Consider the following 22,305-nt stretch of genomic DNA (forward strand, 5'->3'; position numbering starts at 1 on the left):
GTGGTTCTTCCGTTTTATTACGAATGTTTTTATATCATCTCAAAAAAACAAGCCCCAATCGCAGTTTCGTTTTCTGCGGTTGGGGCTTTTGCAATCAAGTTTTTCATCTCAGGTGATAAATACCATACCGGCGATGTGTTTATGTATTACAGCGTGAAATCTTCCGCTTCATATTCCCGCAGTGGGGGAAGTGCCCGGGGGGTGCGCATCAGCGGATCATACGAAAAACGGGGACAGGAACCGTCTTTTTCCAGCTGCCTTCCGCCGGCACAAATGGGATCTTCCTCAGTGCCGGTATTCTGGCTGCAATAACAGCAGTTTACTTCGATTTGATTTCCAAATAATTTTTTCTTCTTTTTCTTGAAAAACACCGTGGTCTCCTCCGATTTTTTGGGTCTTTGCGGCTGCGGACAATTTTCGCAGCGTGCTTTTCCTGTTCTTTCAGCCGTTAAAAGCGTTGCTTTTGTTTTTATTATAGCACGATTTTTTCTTAAATTCCAGTTTTTCTGCCCCCACAGAGCAAAGCAGAACGATGCAAAGCGCTACCAATGCTCCGGCGGCTGCCGGACTGCCGGAAAGTTTTCCGCTCAGGGCCTCTGACGTATTCTGGAAAACAGGAGCTGCTTGCGGAAAGAACTGGAACAGAACAATGGCAAAGAATGCGGAAAAACAGCCTTTGATCAGCTGGTGAAAAAAGAAGCGGGAACGGGAGAAGGGGATTTTGGTGACAGAAGACAGCACCTGAAAATGAACGCACAATCCACCCCAACCCATGGCAAAGGCAAACAGCACTCCGCTTCCGCCCAGAACGGCAATGTCAAAGCAGCCACCGGTTACTTCCATCAGAACGGAAATTGCAGAACCGCATACCGCCGGGGGCAGCCCGAACCGCAGTAAAAAATGAGCCAGCACGCCGGCGATTCCGGTTTCCCGCAGCAAAGCGATCAATACCGAAAACAAAATGACAAAGGCACATAAATTCATGGTGCCCCGGGCGGCATCCACAGTAGAGTCAATCAGTGGTGATTGGCTCTTCTTTGCTTGGGGTACGGCTGTGCTGAAAACGGGAGTTTTATCTAAAAACCCTAAAATAATTCCCAACAAAACAGAGGCGGCCAGCTGGGCGCACAGAAGCACTACTCCTGCGGAAATATTGCCAAGCATCCCAACGCCGACCACGGTGATGACGAACGCCGGCCCCGCGTTGACGCAGAACGAAATCATTCGGCCTGCTTCCCGGTCTGTAATGCTGCCTTGTTGGTGCAAAGCGGCAATCCCCCGGGCGCCGACCGGGAATCCGCCAACCATGCTCATCAAAATAGTGGCGGCGGCGCATCCGGGCAGACGAAATAACAGCCGGGTAATCGGCCCCAATGCTTTGCCCAAAGAATCAGAGATTCCCGATTTGACCAGATAAGTAGAAAGAGCCATAAACGGAAATAAGGACGGAACCAAAATCAGCAGACAGTACTGAAGTCCTGTCATGGCGCCTTGGGCTGATACGGCAGGCAAAAACAAAAGCCCTGCCCCAAAGGCAGCGGCAAACACCGCAGAGACAATTTTATTGGAATGCATAAGCTTCACCTCAAATAATGTATATGAATCCAGGTGATTTTTATATCACGCAGCGCATAAGTTTAAGGAAGAAAGACAAAAGAACGGGATGAGGTGCGACGGTGAAAAAAAATATACTGGGCGCGGTAAGCACTCCGCCCTCTTCGCTGCTCAGCGGCTTTCGGCTGGAGATTAAAGGCAACCGCGAAGCGGTTTTAGAAGGCTGTGGCGGCGTTTTGGAATACGGTGAAGACACAGTGCGTGTCAGGGCGGGAAAGATGAGTGTGCGCTTTACAGGGCGCGATATCAAAATCAAATGCCTGACGGCAGATTCTCTGGTGGTAGAAGGGTATTTGACCGGGCTGGAATTTATCACATGAGGTGTGACAATGTTTTCAATTGCTTTTGTTCGCTGGCTTTTAGGATGGGTAGATTTTCAAATCAAGCCGCGCAGGAAAGGGGCGTGTGAACGCTTTTTAAACCTGTGCGCTAAAAATGGCGTGGGTCTGTGGAAAATCGGGCGGTCGGAAGAGTTCTTCACTGCGGCGGTAGCTGTGGGCAGGTATCCGGAACTTCGCTTTCTGGCTCGAAAGGCTGGGGTGCGCCTAAAAGTGCAGCAAAGGCATGGGTTTCCCTTTTCGTGGAAGAAGGTTACCGCACGCAAGGGGCTTTTGGTGGGAATGGTTGTCTTCATGGTGATGCTGCATGTGTTCTCAATGTATGTGTGGAGCGTTCAGGTAACCGGAAATAAAACCATCCCCACGGATAAAATTACAGCAGCTGCACAGGATTTGGGCTTGTCGCCAGGCTCTTTAAAAAGCCGACTGGACTATCAGGAACTGCAAAGAAGACTAATGCTGGAATTCCCGGATGTGTCATGGCTGTCGGTTAACACGAAAGGCTGCACCATAGAAATCGCTTTGGAAGAGCAAATTAAACAGCCGGAAACCATCGGGAAAGAAATCGTCAGCAATTTAAAGGCGTCTGCTTCCGGGCAGGTGCTTCGTATGGAAGTCAAAAGTGGAGCCTCTCAGGTGAAAGTGGGGGACGCGGTGGTGAAGGGGCAGCTTCTGGTCAGCGGAATTGCGGAAAATGAAGCAGGTCAGACCCGCATGATGCGTTCGACGGGGCAGATTATAGCCGAAACGGAACAAAGTCTGGTCGTAGACATCCCCCTGAAACAGACGGTTCTGAAACCCACCGGCAAACAGGTGGTTCGGCGAAGCGCGCGGATTTTTGGATTAGAGCTTCCGCTGTCTTTAACAGGCACACCCAAAGGAGAATATGTAAAAGAGGCAAATCGGGAGATACTGAAAGGAAGAACAGGCGATTTGCCCATTTCGGTTTATACAGAGGTATGGACAGAACAAAGCGAAGAGGAAATTGTTTTGACAGAACAGCAGGCCAAAGAACAGGCCGAACAAAAACTGGAAGAACTGAAAAAAGAGCAGTGGAAAGAAGTGAAAATCCTTTCTTCTAATCAGTCGGGTAAAATAGAAGGCGGAACCTATCGTTTGACCTTATATTGCCGCTGCGAAGAAAATATTGCGGTTGAATCAGAAATACCGTTTAAATCCTAGAAATTTTGTGAATAATTTCATTGAATTTTTGTTGTATTTCTAATGACGAAAACTGCAAATAATGTTATAATAACCTCACGGCGTGTGCAAAATCGGGGCTTTTTGCGCCGAAAAACGGAAACAAGGTTTTTGCTTTTGCGCTGTGGTGGATTTGCTGTCAAAAGACTGCGGGCTTTTGGCCCCCCTTGTTCCCAGTGTCTCACCCGGGAAGAAAAGCGGTTCTTCTTTGTGTGTGAAACTATGGAATCGAGGCACGAATCCGGTGTTCCCAAGAAAACGGTTTTCTGGTAAGGCTGTTTCAAAATTGTGATAATAACACAAAATGCAGATAAAACAAAAGGTGAAATGATGTTTGAACAACGCATTAATATAGACCGTATGGAGCAGGCCGTTGCTCTTTTTGGCAGCTTTGACGAAAATATTAAGCTGGTGGAAAAAGAGTATCAGGTCAGCATTGTGGGCCGCGGAGCGGAAATAAAGGTGTCGGGTGAGGCAGAAAATGTTGGCAAGGCAGTGCGCGTGATTGAAAGCCTTCTGTCCCTGATTAACCGGGGGGAAGCACTGAGCGATCAAAATGTGCGGTACTGCATCTCTCTTGTGAATGACGGAAGCGAAGAAAAAATTGAAACCTTGGCCGGTGACTGTATTTGTATCACCTCAAAAGGAAAGCCCGTCAAGCCTAAAACATTGGGCCAAAAAAATTACTGCAATCAGATTCGGCAGAATACCATTACCATTGGTGTGGGGCCTGCCGGTACCGGAAAAACATATTTGGCGGTTGCCATGGCGGTTACAGCATTCCGCTCACAGGAAGTGAACCGGATTATTCTCACCCGGCCGGCCGTGGAAGCCGGGGAAAAGCTGGGCTTTTTACCCGGCGATTTGCAGCAGAAGGTAGACCCTTACCTTCGGCCTTTGTACGATGCGCTGTTTGATATGCTGGGCGCGGAAACCTATCAGAAATATTTGGAGCGGGGAAATATTGAAGTGGCTCCTCTGGCATATATGCGCGGCAGAACGCTGGACGACAGCTTCATCATTTTGGATGAGGCGCAGAATACCACGCCGGAACAGATGAAAATGTTCCTCACCCGGCTTGGTTTTAATTCCAAAATGGTCATTACAGGTGACATTACTCAGATCGATTTGCCGGACGGAAGGCGTTCCGGACTGAAGGATGTTATGAAGATTTTAAGAAACATAGACGATATTGCACAAGTCAGATTCAGTGACAAGGATGTTGTCCGCCACCGCTTGGTACAGGACATTATTAAGGCTTATGAAAAGAACGAAGAGAGCAGGCGTTAACTATGGAAAAAATTAGAGTAATCATTGATAATAAGCAAAAAGAAGTAAAGATTCCCACCGGACTGCGCATGTTGGTGCGCCGCTGCTGCAATGCGGTTCTGCGGCTGGAAAAATTCCCCTATCCGGCGGAAATCAGTGTTACTTTTGTGAATAACGAACAGATTCGGGAACTGAACGCACAGTACCGCAATAAGGATGTTCCCACCGATGTTTTGAGCTTTCCCATGGGGGAAAACGGCGAGTATGATGAAAACCTGGATACCGGCGCCAAGATTTTGGGCGATATCGTGATTTCTATGGAAAAAGCAGTGGAACAGGCTGATCGTTACGGGCACAGTCTAGAGCGCGAGGTAGGGTATCTGTCCGCACATTCTATGCTGCATCTTTTGGGGTATGATCACGAACAGGGCGGCATGGAGCGAGTGCGTATGCGCGAAAAGGAGGAGCAGGTCATGACGCAGTTAGGTCTGCCCAGTACCAGCAGCTATGTACTGTATGAGGATGAAGAATAAAAAAGGGCGGTTCCTAAAAAGCCTGAAATACGCTTTTCGGGGCGTCGTATACTGCATCAATAATGAACGGAACATGCGGATTCATACGGTGGCGGCAGTGTATGTTTTTGCGTTTTCGTTCTTTTTTGGTTTGAGCCGTGTCCAATATGCGGTGCTGTTTTTAACCTTTGCTTTGGTAATGGCGGCTGAGCTGCTGAATACGGTGGCAGAGGAAATGGCAGACATGGTTGCGGCCAGTTATCACCCGGTGGTGCGCATTATAAAAGATTTGGCAGCCGGCGCGGTGCTGGTTTGCGCGGGCTTTTCTGTGGGGGTGGGAATTTGCCTTTTTTGGCGGCCGGCTGTGCTTTGGTCGATTTTGCAGCTGTTTTTAACCCATCCGCTTTATTTGTGCTTCTTTGTCCTTTTCACCGGGGTGTCAATGCTCTATATTGTAATGGGGCCGCTGGGAATTCGCGATTATTTGCATCGAAAAAGAAATCAATCCATTCATAAATAAAGTGCTTCTGAAAAGTTCACAGCTTTTGTTCTGCAGAAAATAAGTATAAAAGCGGGAAAATGCCACGGAGAATCCGAGCGTTCACTTGCGAAATTTCTTCTTTTGAGGCAGAAACAGACGGTTAGTTTGGAGTTTTCAGATAATCTTTTAGAAAAAGGAGTATTATTTTGCCGGATTTATATCAGTTACCGGATGTCTCTGGAAAAACCGCTTTTATTGCGATTGTGGGGCGTCCCAATGTTGGAAAATCATCTATTTTGAACCGGTTGCTGGGCCAAAAGGTGGCAATTGTCAGCAGTAAGCCGCAGACGACCCGTACCCGGATTATGGGTGTGCTGACGGAAGAGGAAACTCAGCTGGTGTTTTTGGACACGCCCGGACTGCACAAACCCCGGACAAGGCTGGGGGACTATATGGTAAAATCGGTTACGGAATCCGTGGCAGGGGTGGACGCTTGCCTTTTGGTGGTGGAAGCGGGAACCCGCATCAGCCCGGCGGATTATGAACTGATGGAAAAGTTCAGCGCCATGAGCCTGCCGGCTATTTTGGCGATTAATAAAATTGACACTTTGCCGGATAAAAGCCAGCTGATGGCACAAATCGGTGCGTTCTCCCAAAAATTTCAGTTTGAGGCAGTGGTTCCTGTTTCTGCACAGGACGGCAACGGTATGACTGCCCTGAAACAGGAATTGATGAAGCTGGCGGCGCCCGGCGGTCATTTCTTTGCCGACGATACTCTGACAGATCAGCCCGAGCGGGTGTTGGCGGCCGAAATGGTGCGGGAAAAAATTCTGCGCCTTACGGATAAAGAAATTCCGCACGGAATTGCTGTGGCAGTAGAAAGCATGAAGGAGCGGGAAGATGGCAGCGGCATCACCGATATTCAAGCGATTATTTTTTGCGAACGGGATACCCACAAAGGAATCCTGATTGGCAAAGGCGGTTCTATGCTGAAAAAAATCGGAACCTATGCCCGAGCGGATATGGAGCGCTTTTTTGACTGCAAAATTAATCTTCAGCTTTGGATCAAAGTAAAGGAAGATTGGCGCAATCGTGAAAATCTGCTGCGCTCGCTGGGATATGATTCCAACTCTTTTCAGTAGCATATAAAACGCGAAATATTTGTCATATAATGGCGAACGTTCATTTATTTTCCTTTCATACTGTTCCATAAACTGCAAATACTTCTCTTGGGATACTTTTTTTCGGGAGGCGTTTTTGTGGATAGAGAACAAGCTTGGAATGTGTTTCAACAAACAGGAAGCGTAGAGGCGTATTTGCATTACGCCAGACTGACGCAGGCGCTGAACAGAGCGCCTGCCGCCCAGGAGGAAGGACATGCAAATCAATACCGAGGGCTTAATCCTTATGGAGAAGAGCGTGGGTGAAAGCGACCGTTTGGTAACGGTTCTGACACGTCAAGAAGGAGTTGTTAGGGCGTTTGCGCAGCAGGCTAAAAAGCTGAAGAATAGGAAATTGTCCTCCACACAGTTGTTAAGTTATTCCCGCCTTTCTTTATACAAGGGGCGGGATAAATACATAATCAACGATGCCTGGCCCATAGAATCCTTTTTTGATTTGCGCCGGGATATGGAAAGTCTGTCCCTCGCCCAATATTTTTGTGAGCTGGCAATTGCGCTGGCTCCCGAAGAAGCGGAAGCGGGGGATTTTTTGCGCTTAGTGCTCAATGCGCTTTATTTTCTGTCCAAAGGGCAGCGCCCGGGTCTTCAGCTGAAAGCCGTGGTCGAGATGCGAATGCTGGCCTTGGCTGGTTATATGCCGGATTTGGTCGGCTGCCAAAACTGCGGCTGCTATGAGGCGGACGTCATGTGTTTTTTGCCCCGCAGCGGAACCATTGAGTGCGGCGCCTGCCATGCATCCTCTCAGGAACCGGTGGTGCTCTTGCCCCGGGGAGTGATGACAGCGCTGCGACATACCATTTATGCGGAGTTTGACAAGCTGTTTTCTTTTCGCTTATCAGATGAAGGTCTGAAACAGCTGGCTGCTGCGTCTGAACTGTATTTGCTGCATACTGTGCAGCGGCGGTTTGCCACACTGGAATTTTATCATCAAATGACCCGGCAATAATCCACCGGGCGGGAGGACTTTTATGAGAGCCACGCAAGAGTTTCGTCAGGCACAACCCCAGGATTTGCCTGGGCTGTATCGGTTCTATCAAGATACCGTACAAAGGATGAATCAGCAGGGAATCGATCAGTGGGATGATATGTATCCTGATGAGATTACCCTGCGTGAGGACGTGGCCAAACAAGAAATGTATATACTGACCGACGGGGACGAGCTGGTTGCTGCCGTGGTGCTCAATGAAGAGCAAGACCCCCACTATTGGTCGGTGGATTTTCAGTACTGCACCGGGCGGATTGGAGTGATTCACCGCCTGTGTGTGGGAGCAGGGCATCAGGGCAAAGGATACGGAAAGCAAATTCTTCAATGTTCGGAAGAATTTTTTCGCAAACAGGGATATTCCGCCATACGGCTGGATGCATTCCCGCAAAATGCACCGGCGATCCGGTTGTACACCAATATGGGGTATCGCCGGTGTGGGAGAATTTTGCTTCGCAAGGGTGTGTTTCACTGTTTTGAAAAGCTTTTAAATTTCGAAGAGGAACCGGAGCTTTTCTTTGCCTGCGCAGAAGGCGAAATGCCCGCTCAGGAAAACGAGAGAGTGTGAACGCTGCCAATTCTCCTGTAAACAGATGGGAGCGGCAGCGGAAAGAAAGGAATCGTACATGCAAAAACAACACTTTCCGCGGCATTATTCCGCGGTGGAACTGGATAAAATATTAAAGCTTTTGGCGGAACAAACCGCCAGTGAAGATTCTGCAGAAATGGCTTTGGCACTTCGGCCCGCTTTTACTGTGGAAGAAGTCAGTGAAAGACTGAAAGAAACCGACGACGCTTTTGTGCTGATGGCTAAGTTTGGATCACCTTCTTTCAGTGGACTGAAAAATGTGGCGGGGTCGCTGCGCCGCGCTCAGGCAGGCGGCGTACTGAATTTAACAGAGTTTTTACGCCTTTTGGGTGTGCTGCGTAATCTGCGGGGCATTGTGGAATGGAGACATAAGAGCGAGGGGATGAAAACCAGTCTGGACTGGCGGTTTCAGGCTCTGTCGCCCAATAAATATTTGGAAGACCGGATCAATCTGGTGGTGGTTTCGGAAGAAGAAGTGGCCGATAACGCATCGCCGCAGCTGGCCGCCATTCGGCGGAAAATCCAATCGGCTTCTTCTCGGGTGCGGGAACACCTGGATAAGATGATCCGCTCATCCGCTTATCAGAAATTTTTGCAGGATCCCATTGTGACCATTCGTTCCGGGCGATATGTGGTTCCGGTGAAAGCGGAATGCCGGGGCGAAATAGCCGGCTTGGTTCACGATACTTCTTCCAGCGGCGCGACTGTGTTTGTGGAGCCGATGGGCGTGGTGGAAGCCAACAATGAAATTCGGGTTTTGCAATCTCAGGAAAGGGATGAGATTGAGCGGATTTTGGCAGAGCTTTCGGCCGAAGCAGGGAATTTTGCCGATGTGATTATAGAGAGCTATCAGGCCGCTGTGGGGCTGGATTTGATCTTTGCCAAAGGCCAGCTTGCTTACCGAATGAAAGCCAGCTGTCCGAAAGTAAATGATACCGGCAGGGTTCTGCTGAATCAGGCAAGGCATCCTTTGATTGACCCCCAAAAAGTAGTGCCCATGAACATTGAATTAGGGGCGGCCTTTGACACTTTAGTCATTACCGGGCCTAATACCGGCGGTAAAACCGTCACGCTGAAAACATTGGGGCTTTTGACGCTGATGGCGATGTGCGGGCTGATGCTCCCGGTGGGTGACAACAGCGAAATTTCGGTCTTTCAGCAGGTTCTGGCGGATATTGGGGACGAACAGAGCATTGAGCAGTCCCTGAGCACATTTTCCGCTCACATGACGAATATAATTCAAATTATAGAGCAGGCCAACCATCACAGCCTGATTCTTCTGGATGAGCTGGGCGCCGGAACTGATCCGGTAGAGGGCGCCGCCCTTGCCATGGCAATTTTGGAGGCTCTGCGTCAGAAAGGCGCTAAAATAGCTGCTACTACCCATTATGCGGAATTAAAGGTGTATGCTTTGCAGACCGCCGGGGTAGAAAACGGCAGTTGTGAATTTGACGTGGCAACGCTGCGTCCTACTTATCGGTTACTGATTGGTGTGCCCGGGCGTTCCAATGCGTTTGCCATTTCCAACCGGCTTGGGCTCGGGGAAGAAATCGTAGAGCGGGCGCGTCTTTTGGTTTCTGGAGAAAATCGCCGGTTTGAAGATGTGGTTCAAAATTTGGAACAAAGCCGCCAGCAGCTGGAAACAGAGCGGCAGAAGGCTCAGGAACAACATTTGAAGGCACAGCAAATCAGTCAGGAAGCCAAGGAATACCGCGAACGGCTGGAAAAAGAAGCGGCTCAAGAGATGGAGAGGGCCAGGGAAAAGGCGGCTCAGCTGGTGGCACGTACCCGTGCTCAGGCAGACGCTTTGATCAACGAACTGGAAGACATGAAAAAGCAGGGTGCAAAAGCGATGACTGCAGAACAGCGGGCCAGAATGAAATCCGGGCTGCGAAATCTGGAAAATTCGTCTGACCCTGTCAGCAAAAAAGAAACAGGCACTTATGTGCTTCCCCGGCCGCTGAAGGCTGGCGACAATGTGCTGATTTTTGATATTGACAAAGAAGGCACCGTGTTGGAAACTCCGGCTCCCAGTGATAAGAAAGTGCTGGTACAGGCGGGAATCATTAAAACCAGAATTGCTTTGGATAATTTGCGTTTGCTCGAAGAAAAAAGGAGCTCAAACCGTGCCGCAAGACGCTCCGGCACCCGCAATGTCCCCAAACGATCGGATGCACCGGTGATGACAGAGGTAGATGTTAGAGGGGAAGACTCTATTGAGGCTGTTATGAGTGTAGACAGGGCAATTGATTCGGCCTTGCTGTCGGGCATCAATCAGCTGACAATCATTCACGGCAAAGGCACCGGTGTGCTAAGAACAGCAATTCAGCAGCATCTTCGTCGTCACCCTTCTGTGCGTACTTACCGTTTGGGTGTGTTTGGCGAAGGGGAGTCCGGTGTGACGATTTTGGAGCTGAAATAAACTGTTGTGTCGGCTTTATGTTATTAAGATGTTTTTTTGAGAGAAAGTCCGTAAAAACTGAAAGTTGTTAGAGATCAGGAAGCATATAAAACTGTTTGATCAAAGCCCAATGGTATTTCAATCAGCCGCAAAACGCTTAGCCATTTCTTGGCGGTACCGTTTTTATCGGCCTGAATTCCTTCTGTGGGCGGAGCATGGAAAGGAGCTGTTCGTATGACCATATCTATTCCCCGAAAGGGGCTGATTGCTCTGGGCATTGTTTTGCTTTTGGGGCTTTTGGTGGCTTTGCCTTACCGTATGATGATGACGGATGATTTGGCTGGGAAATATCGCCCGGTTCCTTCTGAAGAGCTTTTGCAGAATGCTGCGGCAGCTGTGCTCACTGGAAAGCAAACCACCTTGTCACAGAACGAGATAAACGGTTTTATCGCCTTTCATCTGGAGGATATCAGGGGTTATCTCAGCGAAACCGACTTTATCCCCAATCAGATTTATCTGGATTTTAAGGATGAAAACTCGGTGGCTTCTTACACGCCGATTGCCTGGCATGGAAAGTCATTGGGAGTTACTGCTGAGTCTCGTGTTCTGTTTTCTTCTGAGAAAAAACGAGTGGAAATTCAGATTGAAAAGGTGAAGCTGGGGCGATTGACGGTTCCCACCGGGTTTGCGCTGAATCATGCCTTTCGCAAAGGAATGCCCGCGGGTGTTACCCGCGAAGAGAATGTGGTTTTTGTGGATCTTTCTCCTTATTTAAAATCTGAACAGGCCAAACAGGCCGGCTTTGAATTGGTTCAAGCCCAAGTGCAGAAGGGCGGCTTGGCTTTTCAGGCCAAAAGCAGCATCCAAGAGTATGGCAGTCAATTAAAGCAGCAGCTGGAACAATGGCTGGACAAAAACTTTACCGGGGACTTGACTGATATTATGGATCAATTGCAGGGATATCTGAAAAAAAGCAGTCTCGACCGAAAAACTGCTTGACTTTTGCCATGGATTCCTGTATAATCCATAACTGTAAAGCAAACAACTTTACAGCAAGTGGAGGTGCAGTATGGCAAAGAATCTGGAAATATCCTTGTTGCTGGATTTTTACGGCGACATGCTCACCGACAAACAGCGCAGCGTAATTGAGTATTATTACAACGACGATCTGTCCCTGGCCGAAATTGCCGCTAACGAAGGCATCACCCGGCAAGGGGTTCGGGATTCCATCAAACGAGCCGAATCTCAGCTTTTAGAGATGGAAGAGCGATTGGGGCTGGCACGGCGCTTTCGCGAGATGCGAGAGGGGCTGGAGCAAATTCGGTCTGCCGCAGAGCGGATTCGAATTTATAATACTCAATCTATTTTTTCTCAGGACGTTCAGGATGATGTCAGCCTGATCGAAGATACTGCCCGAAGACTTTGTGAAGATTAGGGCGTTTCTGAAAAAGGAAAACCGACGGGAAATTCGCTGAAAAGGAACAGATGCAAAGCAAAAAGCGCAGGGATACTGGATGTATTCCGAGCATTTTTAACATAGCAGATGTGGTTTGCAGTAGAATTTATCTAGAGTTTGGAGTTTTCAGATAGCCCCTAGGCGAAAGGATTTGAGAAGCATTGGCGTTTGAAGGACTGGCGGAAAAGCTAAGTACCGCCTTTAAAAACCTGAAATCCAAAGGAAAGCTAACCGAAGCAGATGTCAAATCCGCCATGCGAGAGGTTCGCCTTGCATTGCTGGAAGCCGACGTCAACTATAAGGTTGCGAAGGATTTTACCAATAAAGTGACAGAGCGCGCCATCGGCATTCAGGTGATGGAAAGCCTGACTCCGGCGCAGATGGTCATTAAAATTGTAAATGAAGAGCTTACCGAGCTCATGGGCGGGGAACAGTCGCGTCTGGAATATGCGTCAAAACCGCCGACCATTCTTATGCTTTGCGGTTTGCAGGGTGCCGGTAAAACCACCCACGCGGGCAAGCTGGCCGCTATGCTGAAAAAGCAGGGGCATCGTCCTATGCTGGTCGCTTGTGACATTTACCGTCCTGCTGCTATTAAGCAGCTGCAAGTTGTGGGTTCTCAGGCCGGGGTGGCTGTGTTTGAACAGGGAAATGCCAAACCGGTGGATATCTGCAACGCGGCTGTGCGTCACGCACGGGATTACGGCAATGACATCCTGATTCTGGATACTGCGGGCCGGCTGCAGATTGACGAAGAGCTCATGAACGAGCTGAAAGAACTGAAAGGTGTGCTGGAACCCCAGGAAATCCTTTTGGTTGTGGATGCTATGACCGGTCAGGAAGCCGTTAATGTGGCAAAAGCCTTTGATGATTTGTTGAGCATTACAGGTGTTATCCTGACAAAGCTGGATGGTGATACCAGAGGCGGTGCGGCACTTTCTGTCCGTGCTGTTACCGGAAAACCCATCAAGTATGCTGGTATCGGTGAAAAACTGACCGATTTAGAAGTGTTCCATCCGGATCGTATGGCTTCTCGTATTTTAGGAATGGGCGACGTGCTGACTTTGATTGAAGATGTTCAGCAGTCCATTGATAAAAAAGCAGCAGAACAGACTGCCCGCAAAATGCTGCAAAACAAAATGGATCTTAACGATCTGCTGGAGCAGTTTAACCAGATGAAAAAAATGGGGCCGCTGAAATCTGTTTTGTCGAAGCTTCCGGGTGTGGATAAGCAGATTAAAGACGTGGACATAGACGACCGTATTATGGATCGCAGTGCGGCAATTATTCTTTCGATGACACCGGAAGAACGTTCCAATCCCTCTCTTATGAATCCTTCCCGCAAAAGGCGTATTGCCGCCGGGTGCGGCATGAAGGTAGAGGATGTCAACCGCCTGCTCAAGCAGTTCGAGCAGATGCAGAAGATGATGAAGCAGGTCAAGGGAATGAAGAAGCGCCGTTTCCCCGGAATGCCGGGTATGCCCGGGTCGGGTGGAATGCCTTTCTAAGCTTTCCGTTTTCAATCAGGGAATTCATCCAAAAGGGAAAAAATCCTTTCGAGTGAATCACATATATTTATTCTTTTAGAAATTATTGTTGGAGGTTGTTTTTTATGGCAGTAAAAATCAGATTGCGCAGAATGGGCGCCAAGAAGGCTCCTTTTTACCGTATCGTAGTAGCAGATTCCCGTTTCCCCCGTGATGGCCGTTTCATTGAAGAGATTGGCTATTACAACCCCATGGAAGAGCCCTCTGTGGTTAAAGTAGACCCTGAGAAGGCAAAGAAATGGATTGCAAATGGAGCACAGCCCACCGATACGGTCAAGGCCCTGTTTAAGAAGCACGGCGTTATTTAAAAGATCGGAGGAGATCGACCGATGGAGGAATTACTGGTTACGATTGCCAGAGGTTTGGTAGAGCATCCCGAAGCTGTCACCGTTCAGGTGGACGAGCCTGCTGAAGATGGTGCCATCGTTTATCATCTGCATGTGGCAGAAGATGACATGGGCCGGGTAATCGGAAAGCAGGGGCGCATTGCCAAGGCTATCCGCGTAGTAATGCGGGCGGCCGCGACCCGCAGCAATGACAAGGTTTCTGTCGAGATCGACTGATAAAGGTTCAAGGCTGTAACAGAGCCCATCCCCGGATTGTGGCTGGCTTTGTTGCAGTCTTGTTTTAAACTGGCTGATTATTTTATGTTCTTTTCTGGAGGGCGGCTATGCTGCAGCAATTTTTAGAGGCGGGTAAAATCGTAGGAACCCACGGAATCAAGGGGGAACTTCGAATAGAACCCTGGTGTGATTCTGCCGAATTTTTGGCAAAGTTTCAAACGTTATATTGGGACAAAACCGGTGCATCCCCGGTTTCGGTGATATTTAGCCGCCCCCATAAGCGTTTGCTTTTGGTTCGCCTGGAAGGCGTTGAAACGGTCACTCAGGGCGATGCTCTGCGGGGACGTATGCTGTATCTGAACCGGGCAGATGTAAAGCTGCCGGAAGGCGTGTGGTTCGTTCAGGACATGTTGGGACTTACCGTTACCGATTATGATACCGGACGAGTGTACGGCAAATTAACGGATGTGATGAAAACCGGCGCAAACGATGTGTATCAAATCACATCGGAAGAGGGGAAGAACTATCTGGTGCCGTCTATTCCTGACGTGATTCTGGAACGGGATCCGGTGGGCGGGAGCATGAAAATCAGGCCGCTTAAGGGGATTTTTGAAGATGAGGATTGATTTGCTGACCCTGTTCCCCGAAATGTGTGAAACCGTTATGGCAGAAAGTATTGTGGGAAGAGCGCGGAAAAAAGGTGCCCTTCAGGTGTGCTGCCACCACATTCGAAAATATGCTTATGACAAACATTCCCGGGTGGATGACTGTCCTTTTGGCGGCGGAATGGGAATGCTTTTAATGGCGGAACCCATTGCAGAGTGTATTGACGATTTAATTCGGCATTTGGGCAAAAAACCGCATCTGATTTATATGTCACCCCAGGGTTCTGTTTTAACCCAAGAGAAGATGAAAGAGCTGGCAGCCAAAGAAAACGTGGCCATTCTTTGCGGACACTATGAAGGAATGGACGAACGGATTATTGACCGGTATGTGGATGAACAGATTTCTATTGGTGATTATGTGCTGACCGGCGGGGAACTTCCTGCGCTGGTTTTGGCGGACGGTATCAGCCGTTTGATTCCCGGGGTGCTGTCTGACGATGCCTGTTTTGAAGAAGAGAGCCATTATAGTGGGCTTTTAGAGTATCCCCAGTATACCCGTCCGGCCGATTGGCGGGGGATGCAGGTGCCAGAGGTATTGCTGTCAGGCCATCATGCAAATATTGCAAAATGGCGTCGGGAACAGTCGATTCTGCGCACTGCAAAACAGCGGCCCGATCTTTTGGAAAAAGCAATTTTAAATGAAAAAGACAAGGCTTTTTTGAATTCTCTTTGTGAAAAACTGCCTGAGAATGCGAAGAACTCTTGAAAATAGAACGCATACTATAGAATATTCCCTTCCAAAATGATAGAGCTAACAAAAGTTTTCAACAATCGGGGCAAATTATACAAAGGGCTTGGTTGTCCGAATCCGTGTATAGGGCATCAATCCAAAATTAGTAATAATTTGTTGACGGAAATTTCAATTGTGATATAATGACTATGTCTTAAAAAATAAGTCGGTTTGCATATTTTTTGATGTAAGTTTGATATTGGGATAGTTGCTATATTTGATATTAGGAGTGGATTTAGAATGTGTGTGAAAGAAGTATTGGTTCAAAATCAGGTTGGTCTGCACGCCCGTCCGGCTACCTTTTTCATTCAGAAGGCAAACGAGTTTAAATCCTCTATTTGGGTGGAAAAAGAAGAGCGCCGCGTAAACGCCAAAAGTCTTTTGGGTGTTTTGTCTTTGGGAATCGTCGGCGGCACCAATATTCGTATTATTGCAGACGGCTCGGATGAGCAGGAAGCAGTGGATAGCTTGGTGGCTTTGGTGAAGTCCGGCTTTGCGGAGTAAGAAAATATTTTGCGTCTTTTAGCTGATGCGATGCCGGTAACGAAAGCCTGATCTTTGCGCATGTTTTATTGGCCAATCGCGCGGCTTTTTCGGCGATTCTGGGCACCGCTTTTGGCGGTGCTTTTTTGTTTTATCTTACTTTTATTGAAAAGGAAAGGGGGGAGAGCGTTGGAGGAACGAAAAAAGGAGCTGCGGCAAAAAGCCATGCGTCTGCCAATGTCGCCGGGGGTTTACCTGATGCGCGATAAAAGCGGAACAATTATTTATATCGGTAAGGCTAAGGCACTAAAAAACCGAGTCAGTCAGTATTTTGGTTCTGAGAAAAATCATGAAGAAAAAGTGCGCCGCATGGTGGCAAATGTTCAGGATTTTGAATATATTCTGACCGACAGCGAATTTGAGGCGCTGGTATTGGAATGCAGCCTCATTAAGCAGTACACGCCCAAATATAATATTCTGCTGAAAGACGACAAAGGCTATCATTATATCCGCGTCAGCGGGGGAGAATGGCCGCGGATTTCCGAAGCCAAACAGCTGGCCGATGACGGCGCTGAATACATTGGCCCTTATGTCAGCTCCTGGTCGGTAAAACAGGCTGTTGACGAGGCGCTGAAGGTCTTTCGTCTTCCTTCCTGCAGCCGGCGCTTCCCTCAGGACATCGGCAAGGGACGCCCCTGTCTGAATTATTATATCAAACAGTGCTGTGCCCCCTGCCGGGGCAGAATGAAGCCTGAGGAGTATCAGGAGGCCGTAAATGAAGCTGTGGAGTTTCTTCGCGGCGGCAGTGCCGATTCTATGAAACGGCTGACCGAAAAGATGGAGCAGGCGGCGGAAAACCTGGAATTTGAATATGCGGCCAGAATCCGGGATCGGATTGCCGCCATTCAGAAAATGCGGGAGCGCCAAAAGGTGGTGTCTGTCCGTGTGCCGGAGCAGGATGTGATTGCCTTGGCACAAGGGGCGGGCAGTGCCTGTGTGGAGGTGTTCCGGTTCCGGGGCGGCAGTTTGGTGGATCGAGAAACCTTTCTTCTGGGGGATGTAGGGAACCCCAAACGAGCCCGCGGTGAATTTTTGGAACGCTATTATTCCATCCGGGAACAAATTCCGCCCCGCCTGACGCTGGATGGTGCAGCAGAAAACGCACCCCTTTTGGAGGAATGGCTGACCCAAAAGGCAGGTCGGCGTGTTCGGATTACTGTCCCGCAAAAGGGGGAACAGGCTCATCTGGTAGAAATGTGCCGCAGCAATGCGGCGGAACAGCTGGCGCAGCAAACGGGCAGAACCGGGCGGGAGGCTTCTGCTTTGGACGAATTGGGGCGGCTTTTGGGGCTGGAGTGTCCTCCCCAATATATTGAAGCCTATGATATTTCTAATCTGGCGGGCGGCGACAATGTGGCCGGTATGGTGGTGTTTGAAAACGGGCGGCCGCTGAAATCCGCATATCGTCGGTTTCAAATCAAAAGCTTTGAAGGCCAGGATGACTATGGTGCCATGCGTGAGGTTATCAGCCGCCGTTTGGGGGAATACTTTCAAAATAAGGATAGCGGCGAAGGATTTGGCCGGCTGCCGGATTTGATTCTTCTGGATGGCGGCAAGGGGCATGTTTCTGCGGTACGGCCGATTTTACAGCAGTCGGGGCTGGAGATTCCTTTGTTCGGTATGGTAAAGGACGATAAGCACCGCACCCGAGCCATCGCCCGGGACGGCGGTGAAATTGCCATTAATTCCAACCGCAGCGCGTTTACGCTGGTTTCTATCATTCAGGATGAGGTGCACCGCTTTGCCATTGGGTATCACCGGCAGATGCGAAAGAAGAATACGATTTCAAGCACATTGACCGAAATTCCCGGTGTGGGGCCGGCCAGAGCCAAAGCATTGCTGCGGCACTTTCGCACCATTTCTGCCATAAGAGAAGCAGACTTGGAGCAGCTTCTCGGGGTGAAAGGGATGACACGCCCTGCCGCGCAGACAATTTATCAGCATTTTCATCTTAATTCGGCAGAAAAAGATAGCGGTTGACAGGGCGTACAATTAATGGGATAATTAAATGAATAAGATTCTGGGAAAGGTCCGGTTGTGTTTATGAGAATCATTACAGGCACTGCACGGGGCAAAAGATTGAAAGCATTGGAAGGGGAGAGGGTTCGCCCGACCCCAGATCGTGTGAAAGAAGCCCTTTTTAATATTATACAATTTGATTTACAAGAACGCCGAATATTGGATTTGTTCGCGGGGTCCGGCCAGCTGGGGTTGGAAGCGCTCAGCCGCGGAGCACGGGAGGCTGTGTTTGTGGATAGCTCTCGTGAATCAGTGAATGCGGTGGAAGAGAATATTGTTGCCACCGGCTTTGGCAACAAGGCAAGGGTGGTAAATCAGAGTTTTGATTCTTATTTGCCCAGGGAATCTGAGCGGTTTGATATTGCACTTTTGGATCCGCCTTATCGGGCAGGGCTGTTGCAACAGGCTCTTCCTTTGACGGCGGCCGTGATGAATCCCGGCGGCACCATTGTCTGCGAACACCCAAGTGACGAAGAACTTCCTTTATCAGCTGGTGATTTTGAGAAGGTGCGTTCTTATCGTTACGGAAAAATTTTGTTGACCGTTTATCGGCATAAGGACGTGACATCATTATGAAAATCGCAATCTGCCCGGGAAGCTTTGACCCGGTAACCTTTGGGCATTTGGATATCATTAACCGTGCCCGCAAAATTTTTGATCATCTGATTGTAGCAGTGTTGGTTAACCCCAATAAACATACCAGCTTTACCGTTGAGGAACGCATTGACATGTTAAAGCGAGCCACAACCAATATGCAGGGTGTAGAAGTGGTGGGGTTTGAAGGCCTTTTGGCGGATTACGCAAAAATTCGAGATGCGACCGCTATTGTCAAGGGTCTGCGCGCCATGTCCGATTTTGAATATGAATTTCAGATGGCATTAACCAATAAAAAATTAAACCCGAATTTAGAAACATTGTTTTTGACCACTCGGGCAGAAAATATGTATTTGAGTTCCAGCATTGTGAAACAGGTAGCCACCTTTGATGGTGATATTTCGAATTTTGTGCCCGAATGTATTTTGGATGACATTACGGAACGTCTGTATACGGGAGGCAAGAAACGATGAATGTGGAAAACTTATTGGACGAGCTGTATGACATGGTGGACAAAGCTTGGAACTTTCCGCTCAGCGGCGGCAAGGCCGTTTTGGATGGGGAAGCAGTGAGAAGTGTCCTCGATGAAATCCGCGATAATTTGCCCCAGGAGCTTCGTCAGGCAAAAGCCATTGTGGCGGATCGAAACCAAATTATCAGCGATGCCAAACGCGAGGCGGAAAGCATCGTACGCATTGCGGAAGAACGCGCCAAAACGCTGGTAAATCAAGACGAAATTGTGCGGCAGGCTCAGCAAAAAGCCAACGAATTAGTGAGCCAAAGTCAGGCAAAGTTCCGCGAGATGCGCCGGGCTTCTAATGATTACATCGACGACCTGATGAAACGAACCGATGATGCTTTGGCGGCCAATTTGGCGGAATTGCGCAAGACGCGCAACAACATAAAGGCTTCTCAGCGCAATAATAATCAGTGACAAACAGCCCGTTTTTGCTGCAACCAGCAAGAGTGGGCTGTTTTTAACAGCAAAAAAGTAGATATGGGCAGAGCCTTTGGCTCTGCCCATATCTACTTTTCAACCAAATTCTATTTCAATCAAAAGGTATGAGGAAACGCAAAAGAGAAAATTAGACCCATTCGGCAAGTAAAATCAAAGATTTTTCTTTGGAATTCTCTTCCGAAAAAGTTCTATATTGACAATAACATAGAAAGCAAATATAATCAAATATATATAACATTATAATTGTCATATAACTTTGTTTATCATGGAGGTGGGGAAGGTGTTTCAAACACTCAAATATGTGTATGAAATCTATAAAGAGAAGAGTTTTTCCCGGGCGGCGAAAAATCTGTATATTTCTCAGCCGTCTTTGAGTGCCACCATTAAAAAGCTGGAGCAAGAAATCGGTGTGACCATTTTTGATCGAAGTACCACGCCGATTCAGCTGACCGATGCGGGCAAGGTTTATTTAGAAACCACAAAAAAGATTTTGGAATTGCAGAGCAATCTGGAATCTTATCTTCAGGATTACACCGAGATGAAAACCGGCACCCTAAAGCTGGCGGCGCCCCACTTTATTGCTTCTTATCTTCTGGCTTTTTTGATTTCGGCTTTTAATAGCCGTTACCCGGGCATTCAGCTGCAAGTGAATGTGGCCAGTACACCCGAACTTCAAGAAAAGCTTTTGGACTGTGAAATTGATTTGGTAATTGACAGCAGCACATTTGACGAGAAATTGTATACAAGTTATCCGCTGATGGAAGAACACCTGTTGCTGGCAGTCCCCACCCAATATGAAATCAACCAGAAGCTGAAAAAATACCGGATGACTGCCGAAGATGTGTGTAACGGTATACACAGAAGGCCGAACTGTCCTTCCGTCAGTCCTCATGTTTTTCAGGACTGTACTTTTCTTTTGCTGAATAAAGGACACAGTATGAACGATTTTGCTTCCGCTGTGTTTGAAAAATATCAATTTGTACCCAAAAATACCATGTATTTAGATCAGCTGATGACTTCTTACAATCTGGTAAAACAGCAGATTGGGGTTGCCTTTGTATCGGATACCGCTATTAAACGAACCCAAGTGGAACCAGGGGCTTATCTGTACCGGGTAGAGGCTCCCCATGACCGCCGGGTTGTGTATTTGGCGCATAAAAAAAATCGCTACGTCAGCCGTGCTATGCGTGAGTTTGTTTCTATTTCTCAAGACCTGTTTCCATTGACCCCAGAAGAAAGCATCACTTCTGATAAATTTGAAACAGAGTAAAATTAAAAAATCCAAATAAAAAGGCACCGCAGAATAAATTTGCGGTGCCTTGCTGTTTTCCTGTTCGTGACTGGTTTGGCGAAAGCTTTTTAATGGTAGAAGTGTAAGACCGTTTCCATTAAAACTGGCGGGTAAAGATATCGCTTTTTTCTAAAAGCTCTTCTACGGTATCAAAGCCCAAACGGTGCAAAAGCTCAATCACATATGGGTTATCAATGGGGGTGGGATAGGTGGCAGTGTTGCCGTATTCAAAGACATTTTTACGCCCTTCTTCTCTGGGGATTAACGCCTTGGGGCCGCCGACACAGCCGCCGATACAGCCCATGCCTTCAATAAAGTTCGCTGTCAGTTTTCCTTCCAGCGCTTCGCTCAGCATTTCTTTGCAGGCTTTGACGCCGTCTGCATGAGCAGAGCGCAGAGCAATTTTGCGGTCGGGATTCAAACGGGCCAAAGTGGTTTGCACCGCTTCGCTCACGCCGCCGGTTCCGGCATAGATGCGGCCCGCACGAGAGGAATGATCCCGCTCATCTTCGGGCATAGAGGCCAAATCAATTCCGGCAAATTCAAACACGTCCCGAATTTCCTGGAAGGTGAGCACAAAGTCGGTGGAATCGGCCACATCGGCCTCTTTGGCTTCTGCTTTCTTTGCCACACAGGGGCCGATAAAGATGGTTAATGCATCCGGATACAAAGTCTTGATAGAGCGGCCACAGGCCACCATGGGCGAAACTGCACCCGGCATATGAGGGATCAGCTGGCTATAAACCTTGCGGATCATAGAAATCCACATGGGACAGCAGCAGCTGGTCAGCTGAAAATCCTGTTCGTTTACAATTTTATGATCAAATTCCAAAGCCTCTTTCAAGGTGAGGATGTCCGCAAACAAGGCAACCTCAATCATGCCGGCAAAGCCGATTTTCTTAAAGGCGCTGCGCAGTTTTCCGGGGGTAACATCTCTGCTGAACTGATTGATAAAGGCCGGCGCCACCATGGCGTATACGGGAGTATCGGCATTTTGAATCGCCGAAAGAGCAGGAAGAATGTCGCGGCTTTCTGTCAGTTTTTTGGCATGGCAGTTTCTGACACATTCGGAACAGCCGACGCAAAGCTCTTTATTTACTACCATATTTCCTTTTTCATCCCGGTATAATGCGTCAAACAGGCATTGTCCGGCGCAATTGGTATCGTCTTTATCAGTGCATTCGCAATCGCCCAAGCGGATGACCGGGCCATATTTGGAAGGATTTAAAAGGCAGTCCAGATGATGAGGATCAAATTCATCCGGCTGCAACTGATCCAATTCGTCATTCAGATGGTTCTCTACCGATGCTTTTACCAGCCTGCGGTATAATTCTTCAAATGTTGTCATGCTCATGCTCCTTTAATGAGGGCG

Annotated in this window: 27 protein-coding genes; 23 read left to right on the forward strand and 4 right to left on the reverse strand. The window is 48.4% G+C overall.

Translation table 11 applies throughout. The features are described from left to right. Positions 1-146: 146 nt before the first annotated feature. Both C1A02_RS08020 and C1A02_RS08025 read right to left on the reverse strand, forming a co-directional pair. Positions 147-371, reverse strand: coding sequence for a hypothetical protein (locus C1A02_RS08020; protein ID WP_101697694.1), 225 nt, complete (start codon positions 369-371; stop codon positions 147-149). A gap of 70 nt (positions 372-441) precedes the next feature. Continuing rightward, positions 442-1,575: a nucleoside recognition domain-containing protein gene (locus tag C1A02_RS08025; protein ID WP_101697695.1), complete on the reverse strand. Its 1,134-nt coding sequence runs from the start codon at positions 1,573-1,575 to the stop codon at positions 442-444. Between the two features lie 101 nt (positions 1,576-1,676). On the opposite strand from C1A02_RS08025, the gene C1A02_RS08030 reads away from it, so the two are divergent. The 10 genes from C1A02_RS08030 (at position 1,677) to C1A02_RS08075 (ending at position 10,588) form a co-directional block, all read left to right on the forward strand. Then, a complete protein-coding gene (locus tag C1A02_RS08030; protein WP_101697696.1) occupies positions 1,677-1,934 on the forward strand; it encodes a YabP/YqfC family sporulation protein in 258 nt (85 codons plus the stop codon). Between the two features lie 9 nt (positions 1,935-1,943). Further along, positions 1,944-3,134: a sporulation protein YqfD gene (locus C1A02_RS08035; protein WP_101697697.1), complete on the forward strand. Its 1,191-nt coding sequence runs from the start codon at positions 1,944-1,946 to the stop codon at positions 3,132-3,134. 348 nt (positions 3,135-3,482) lie between these two features. Continuing rightward, complete coding sequence (locus tag C1A02_RS08045) at positions 3,483-4,442, forward strand: PhoH family protein (protein WP_101697699.1); 960 nt, start codon at positions 3,483-3,485, stop codon at positions 4,440-4,442. Between the two features lie 2 nt (positions 4,443-4,444). Continuing rightward, a complete protein-coding gene (gene ybeY, locus C1A02_RS08050) occupies positions 4,445-4,954 on the forward strand; it encodes an rRNA maturation RNase YbeY (protein ID WP_101697700.1) in 510 nt (169 codons plus the stop codon). Continuing rightward, entirely contained in the window at positions 4,938-5,453 is a 516-nt protein-coding gene (locus C1A02_RS08055) for a diacylglycerol kinase family protein (RefSeq protein ID WP_101697701.1), read from the forward strand. Before ybeY ends, C1A02_RS08055 begins: the two co-directional genes overlap by 17 nt. Positions 5,454-5,620: 167 nt before the next feature. Continuing rightward, positions 5,621-6,556: a GTPase Era gene (gene era, locus C1A02_RS08060; protein ID WP_101697702.1), complete on the forward strand. Its 936-nt coding sequence runs from the start codon at positions 5,621-5,623 to the stop codon at positions 6,554-6,556. Positions 6,557-6,673: 117 nt separating this feature from the next. Beyond that, positions 6,674-6,841: a YqzL family protein gene (locus C1A02_RS13320; protein WP_164997171.1), complete on the forward strand. Its 168-nt coding sequence runs from the start codon at positions 6,674-6,676 to the stop codon at positions 6,839-6,841. Next, a complete protein-coding gene (recO, locus tag C1A02_RS08065) occupies positions 6,792-7,541 on the forward strand; it encodes a DNA repair protein RecO (RefSeq protein ID WP_101697703.1) in 750 nt (249 codons plus the stop codon). The genes C1A02_RS13320 and recO overlap by 50 nt, the downstream gene beginning before the upstream one ends. 22 nt (positions 7,542-7,563) lie before the next feature. Then, the gene (locus C1A02_RS08070; protein WP_101697704.1) at positions 7,564-8,145 is read left to right on the forward strand and encodes a GNAT family N-acetyltransferase; all 582 of its coding nucleotides are present in this window, start codon (positions 7,564-7,566) and stop codon (positions 8,143-8,145) included. 58 nt (positions 8,146-8,203) lie between these two features. After that, positions 8,204-10,588, forward strand: a complete 2,385-nt coding sequence (locus C1A02_RS08075) for an endonuclease MutS2 (RefSeq protein ID WP_207204887.1) — start codon at positions 8,204-8,206, stop codon at positions 10,586-10,588. Between the two features lie 74 nt (positions 10,589-10,662). On the opposite strand, the gene C1A02_RS13495 is transcribed toward C1A02_RS08075, so the two are convergent. After that, a complete protein-coding gene (locus C1A02_RS13495) occupies positions 10,663-10,809 on the reverse strand; it encodes a hypothetical protein (protein ID WP_164997172.1) in 147 nt (48 codons plus the stop codon). Here C1A02_RS13495 and C1A02_RS08080 point away from each other — a divergent pair. The 13 genes from C1A02_RS08080 to C1A02_RS08140 all read left to right on the forward strand — a co-directional run bounded on the left by C1A02_RS08080 (position 10,802) and on the right by C1A02_RS08140 (position 20,912). Further along, positions 10,802-11,566, forward strand: coding sequence for a hypothetical protein (locus tag C1A02_RS08080; RefSeq protein ID WP_101697706.1), 765 nt, complete (start codon positions 10,802-10,804; stop codon positions 11,564-11,566). The genes C1A02_RS13495 and C1A02_RS08080 overlap by 8 nt on opposite strands. Positions 11,567-11,636: 70 nt before the next feature. Further along, the gene (gene ylxM / locus C1A02_RS08085) at positions 11,637-12,002 is read left to right on the forward strand and encodes a YlxM family DNA-binding protein (RefSeq protein ID WP_101697707.1); all 366 of its coding nucleotides are present in this window, start codon (positions 11,637-11,639) and stop codon (positions 12,000-12,002) included. Positions 12,003-12,184: 182 nt separating this feature from the next. Next, a complete protein-coding gene (gene ffh, locus C1A02_RS08090; protein WP_101697708.1) occupies positions 12,185-13,531 on the forward strand; it encodes a signal recognition particle protein in 1,347 nt (448 codons plus the stop codon). Between the two features lie 104 nt (positions 13,532-13,635). After that, complete coding sequence (gene rpsP / locus C1A02_RS08095; RefSeq protein WP_101697709.1) at positions 13,636-13,878, forward strand: 30S ribosomal protein S16; 243 nt, start codon at positions 13,636-13,638, stop codon at positions 13,876-13,878. A 21-nt stretch (positions 13,879-13,899) separates the two neighbouring features. Next, on the forward strand, positions 13,900-14,133 hold the full coding sequence (locus C1A02_RS08100) for a KH domain-containing protein (RefSeq protein ID WP_101697710.1): 234 nt from the start codon (positions 13,900-13,902) through the stop codon (positions 14,131-14,133). A 107-nt stretch (positions 14,134-14,240) separates the two neighbouring features. Continuing rightward, complete coding sequence (rimM, locus tag C1A02_RS08105; RefSeq protein ID WP_101697711.1) at positions 14,241-14,759, forward strand: ribosome maturation factor RimM; 519 nt, start codon at positions 14,241-14,243, stop codon at positions 14,757-14,759. Further along, on the forward strand, positions 14,749-15,504 hold the full coding sequence (trmD, locus tag C1A02_RS08110) for a tRNA (guanosine(37)-N1)-methyltransferase TrmD (protein WP_101697712.1): 756 nt from the start codon (positions 14,749-14,751) through the stop codon (positions 15,502-15,504). Before rimM ends, trmD begins: the two co-directional genes overlap by 11 nt. A 264-nt stretch (positions 15,505-15,768) precedes the next feature. Then, positions 15,769-16,032, forward strand: a complete 264-nt coding sequence (locus tag C1A02_RS08115; protein ID WP_101697713.1) for an HPr family phosphocarrier protein — start codon at positions 15,769-15,771, stop codon at positions 16,030-16,032. Between the two features lie 168 nt (positions 16,033-16,200). After that, positions 16,201-18,051 (forward strand): excinuclease ABC subunit UvrC, encoded by a 1,851-nt coding sequence (gene uvrC, locus C1A02_RS08120; RefSeq protein WP_101697714.1) that lies wholly within the window; start codon positions 16,201-16,203, stop codon positions 18,049-18,051. Positions 18,052-18,114: 63 nt separating this feature from the next. Then, positions 18,115-18,666, forward strand: coding sequence for a 16S rRNA (guanine(966)-N(2))-methyltransferase RsmD (gene rsmD / locus C1A02_RS08125; protein ID WP_101698008.1), 552 nt, complete (start codon positions 18,115-18,117; stop codon positions 18,664-18,666). After that, positions 18,663-19,157: a pantetheine-phosphate adenylyltransferase gene (gene coaD, locus C1A02_RS08130; RefSeq protein WP_101697715.1), complete on the forward strand. Its 495-nt coding sequence runs from the start codon at positions 18,663-18,665 to the stop codon at positions 19,155-19,157. The genes rsmD and coaD overlap by 4 nt, the downstream gene beginning before the upstream one ends. Beyond that, positions 19,154-19,618: an ATP synthase subunit B family protein gene (locus C1A02_RS08135; RefSeq protein ID WP_101697716.1), complete on the forward strand. Its 465-nt coding sequence runs from the start codon at positions 19,154-19,156 to the stop codon at positions 19,616-19,618. Before coaD ends, C1A02_RS08135 begins: the two co-directional genes overlap by 4 nt. Positions 19,619-19,922: 304 nt before the next feature. Then, positions 19,923-20,912 carry a LysR family transcriptional regulator gene (locus tag C1A02_RS08140; RefSeq protein ID WP_101697717.1) on the forward strand — a complete coding sequence of 330 codons (990 nt, stop codon included), beginning with the start codon at positions 19,923-19,925 and terminating at the stop codon, positions 20,910-20,912. A 118-nt stretch (positions 20,913-21,030) separates the two neighbouring features. Here the strand turns inward: C1A02_RS08140 and C1A02_RS08145 are convergent, their stop codons facing one another. Beyond that, on the reverse strand, positions 21,031-22,281 hold the full coding sequence (locus C1A02_RS08145; protein WP_101697718.1) for a [Fe-Fe] hydrogenase large subunit C-terminal domain-containing protein: 1,251 nt from the start codon (positions 22,279-22,281) through the stop codon (positions 21,031-21,033). Positions 22,282-22,305 lie beyond the last annotated feature (24 nt).

The organism is Clostridium minihomine, assembly GCF_900240385.1.
Lineage (GTDB): Bacteria > Bacillota > Clostridia > Oscillospirales > Acutalibacteraceae > Faecalispora > Faecalispora minihomine.

Bases quoted from the DNA above. Each gene is read 5' to 3' on its own strand.
- C1A02_RS08025 (WP_101697695.1), bottom strand. From the start codon at position 1,575: ATGCATTCCAATAAAATTGTCTCTGCGGTGTTTGCCGCTGCCTTTGGG.
- C1A02_RS08035 (WP_101697697.1), top strand. From the start codon at position 1,944: ATGTTTTCAATTGCTTTTGTTCGCTGGCTTTTAGGATGGGTAGATTTT.
- C1A02_RS08045 (WP_101697699.1), top strand. From the start codon at position 3,483: ATGTTTGAACAACGCATTAATATAGACCGTATGGAGCAGGCCGTTGCT.
- ybeY (WP_101697700.1), top strand. From the start codon at position 4,445: ATGGAAAAAATTAGAGTAATCATTGATAATAAGCAAAAAGAAGTAAAG.
- C1A02_RS08055 (WP_101697701.1), top strand. From the start codon at position 4,938: ATGAGGATGAAGAATAAAAAAGGGCGGTTCCTAAAAAGCCTGAAATAC.
- recO (WP_101697703.1), top strand. From the start codon at position 6,792: ATGCAAATCAATACCGAGGGCTTAATCCTTATGGAGAAGAGCGTGGGT.
- C1A02_RS08070 (WP_101697704.1), top strand. From the start codon at position 7,564: ATGAGAGCCACGCAAGAGTTTCGTCAGGCACAACCCCAGGATTTGCCT.
- C1A02_RS08075 (WP_207204887.1), top strand. From the start codon at position 8,204: ATGCAAAAACAACACTTTCCGCGGCATTATTCCGCGGTGGAACTGGAT.
- C1A02_RS08080 (WP_101697706.1), top strand. From the start codon at position 10,802: ATGACCATATCTATTCCCCGAAAGGGGCTGATTGCTCTGGGCATTGTT.
- C1A02_RS13495 (WP_164997172.1), bottom strand. From the start codon at position 10,809: ATGGTCATACGAACAGCTCCTTTCCATGCTCCGCCCACAGAAGGAATT.
- ylxM (WP_101697707.1), top strand. From the start codon at position 11,637: ATGGCAAAGAATCTGGAAATATCCTTGTTGCTGGATTTTTACGGCGAC.
- rpsP (WP_101697709.1), top strand. From the start codon at position 13,636: ATGGCAGTAAAAATCAGATTGCGCAGAATGGGCGCCAAGAAGGCTCCT.
- C1A02_RS08100 (WP_101697710.1), top strand. From the start codon at position 13,900: ATGGAGGAATTACTGGTTACGATTGCCAGAGGTTTGGTAGAGCATCCC.
- rimM (WP_101697711.1), top strand. From the start codon at position 14,241: ATGCTGCAGCAATTTTTAGAGGCGGGTAAAATCGTAGGAACCCACGGA.
- trmD (WP_101697712.1), top strand. From the start codon at position 14,749: ATGAGGATTGATTTGCTGACCCTGTTCCCCGAAATGTGTGAAACCGTT.
- C1A02_RS08115 (WP_101697713.1), top strand. From the start codon at position 15,769: ATGTGTGTGAAAGAAGTATTGGTTCAAAATCAGGTTGGTCTGCACGCC.
- rsmD (WP_101698008.1), top strand. From the start codon at position 18,115: ATGAGAATCATTACAGGCACTGCACGGGGCAAAAGATTGAAAGCATTG.
- coaD (WP_101697715.1), top strand. From the start codon at position 18,663: ATGAAAATCGCAATCTGCCCGGGAAGCTTTGACCCGGTAACCTTTGGG.
- C1A02_RS08135 (WP_101697716.1), top strand. From the start codon at position 19,154: ATGAATGTGGAAAACTTATTGGACGAGCTGTATGACATGGTGGACAAA.
- C1A02_RS08145 (WP_101697718.1), bottom strand. From the start codon at position 22,281: ATGACAACATTTGAAGAATTATACCGCAGGCTGGTAAAAGCATCGGTA.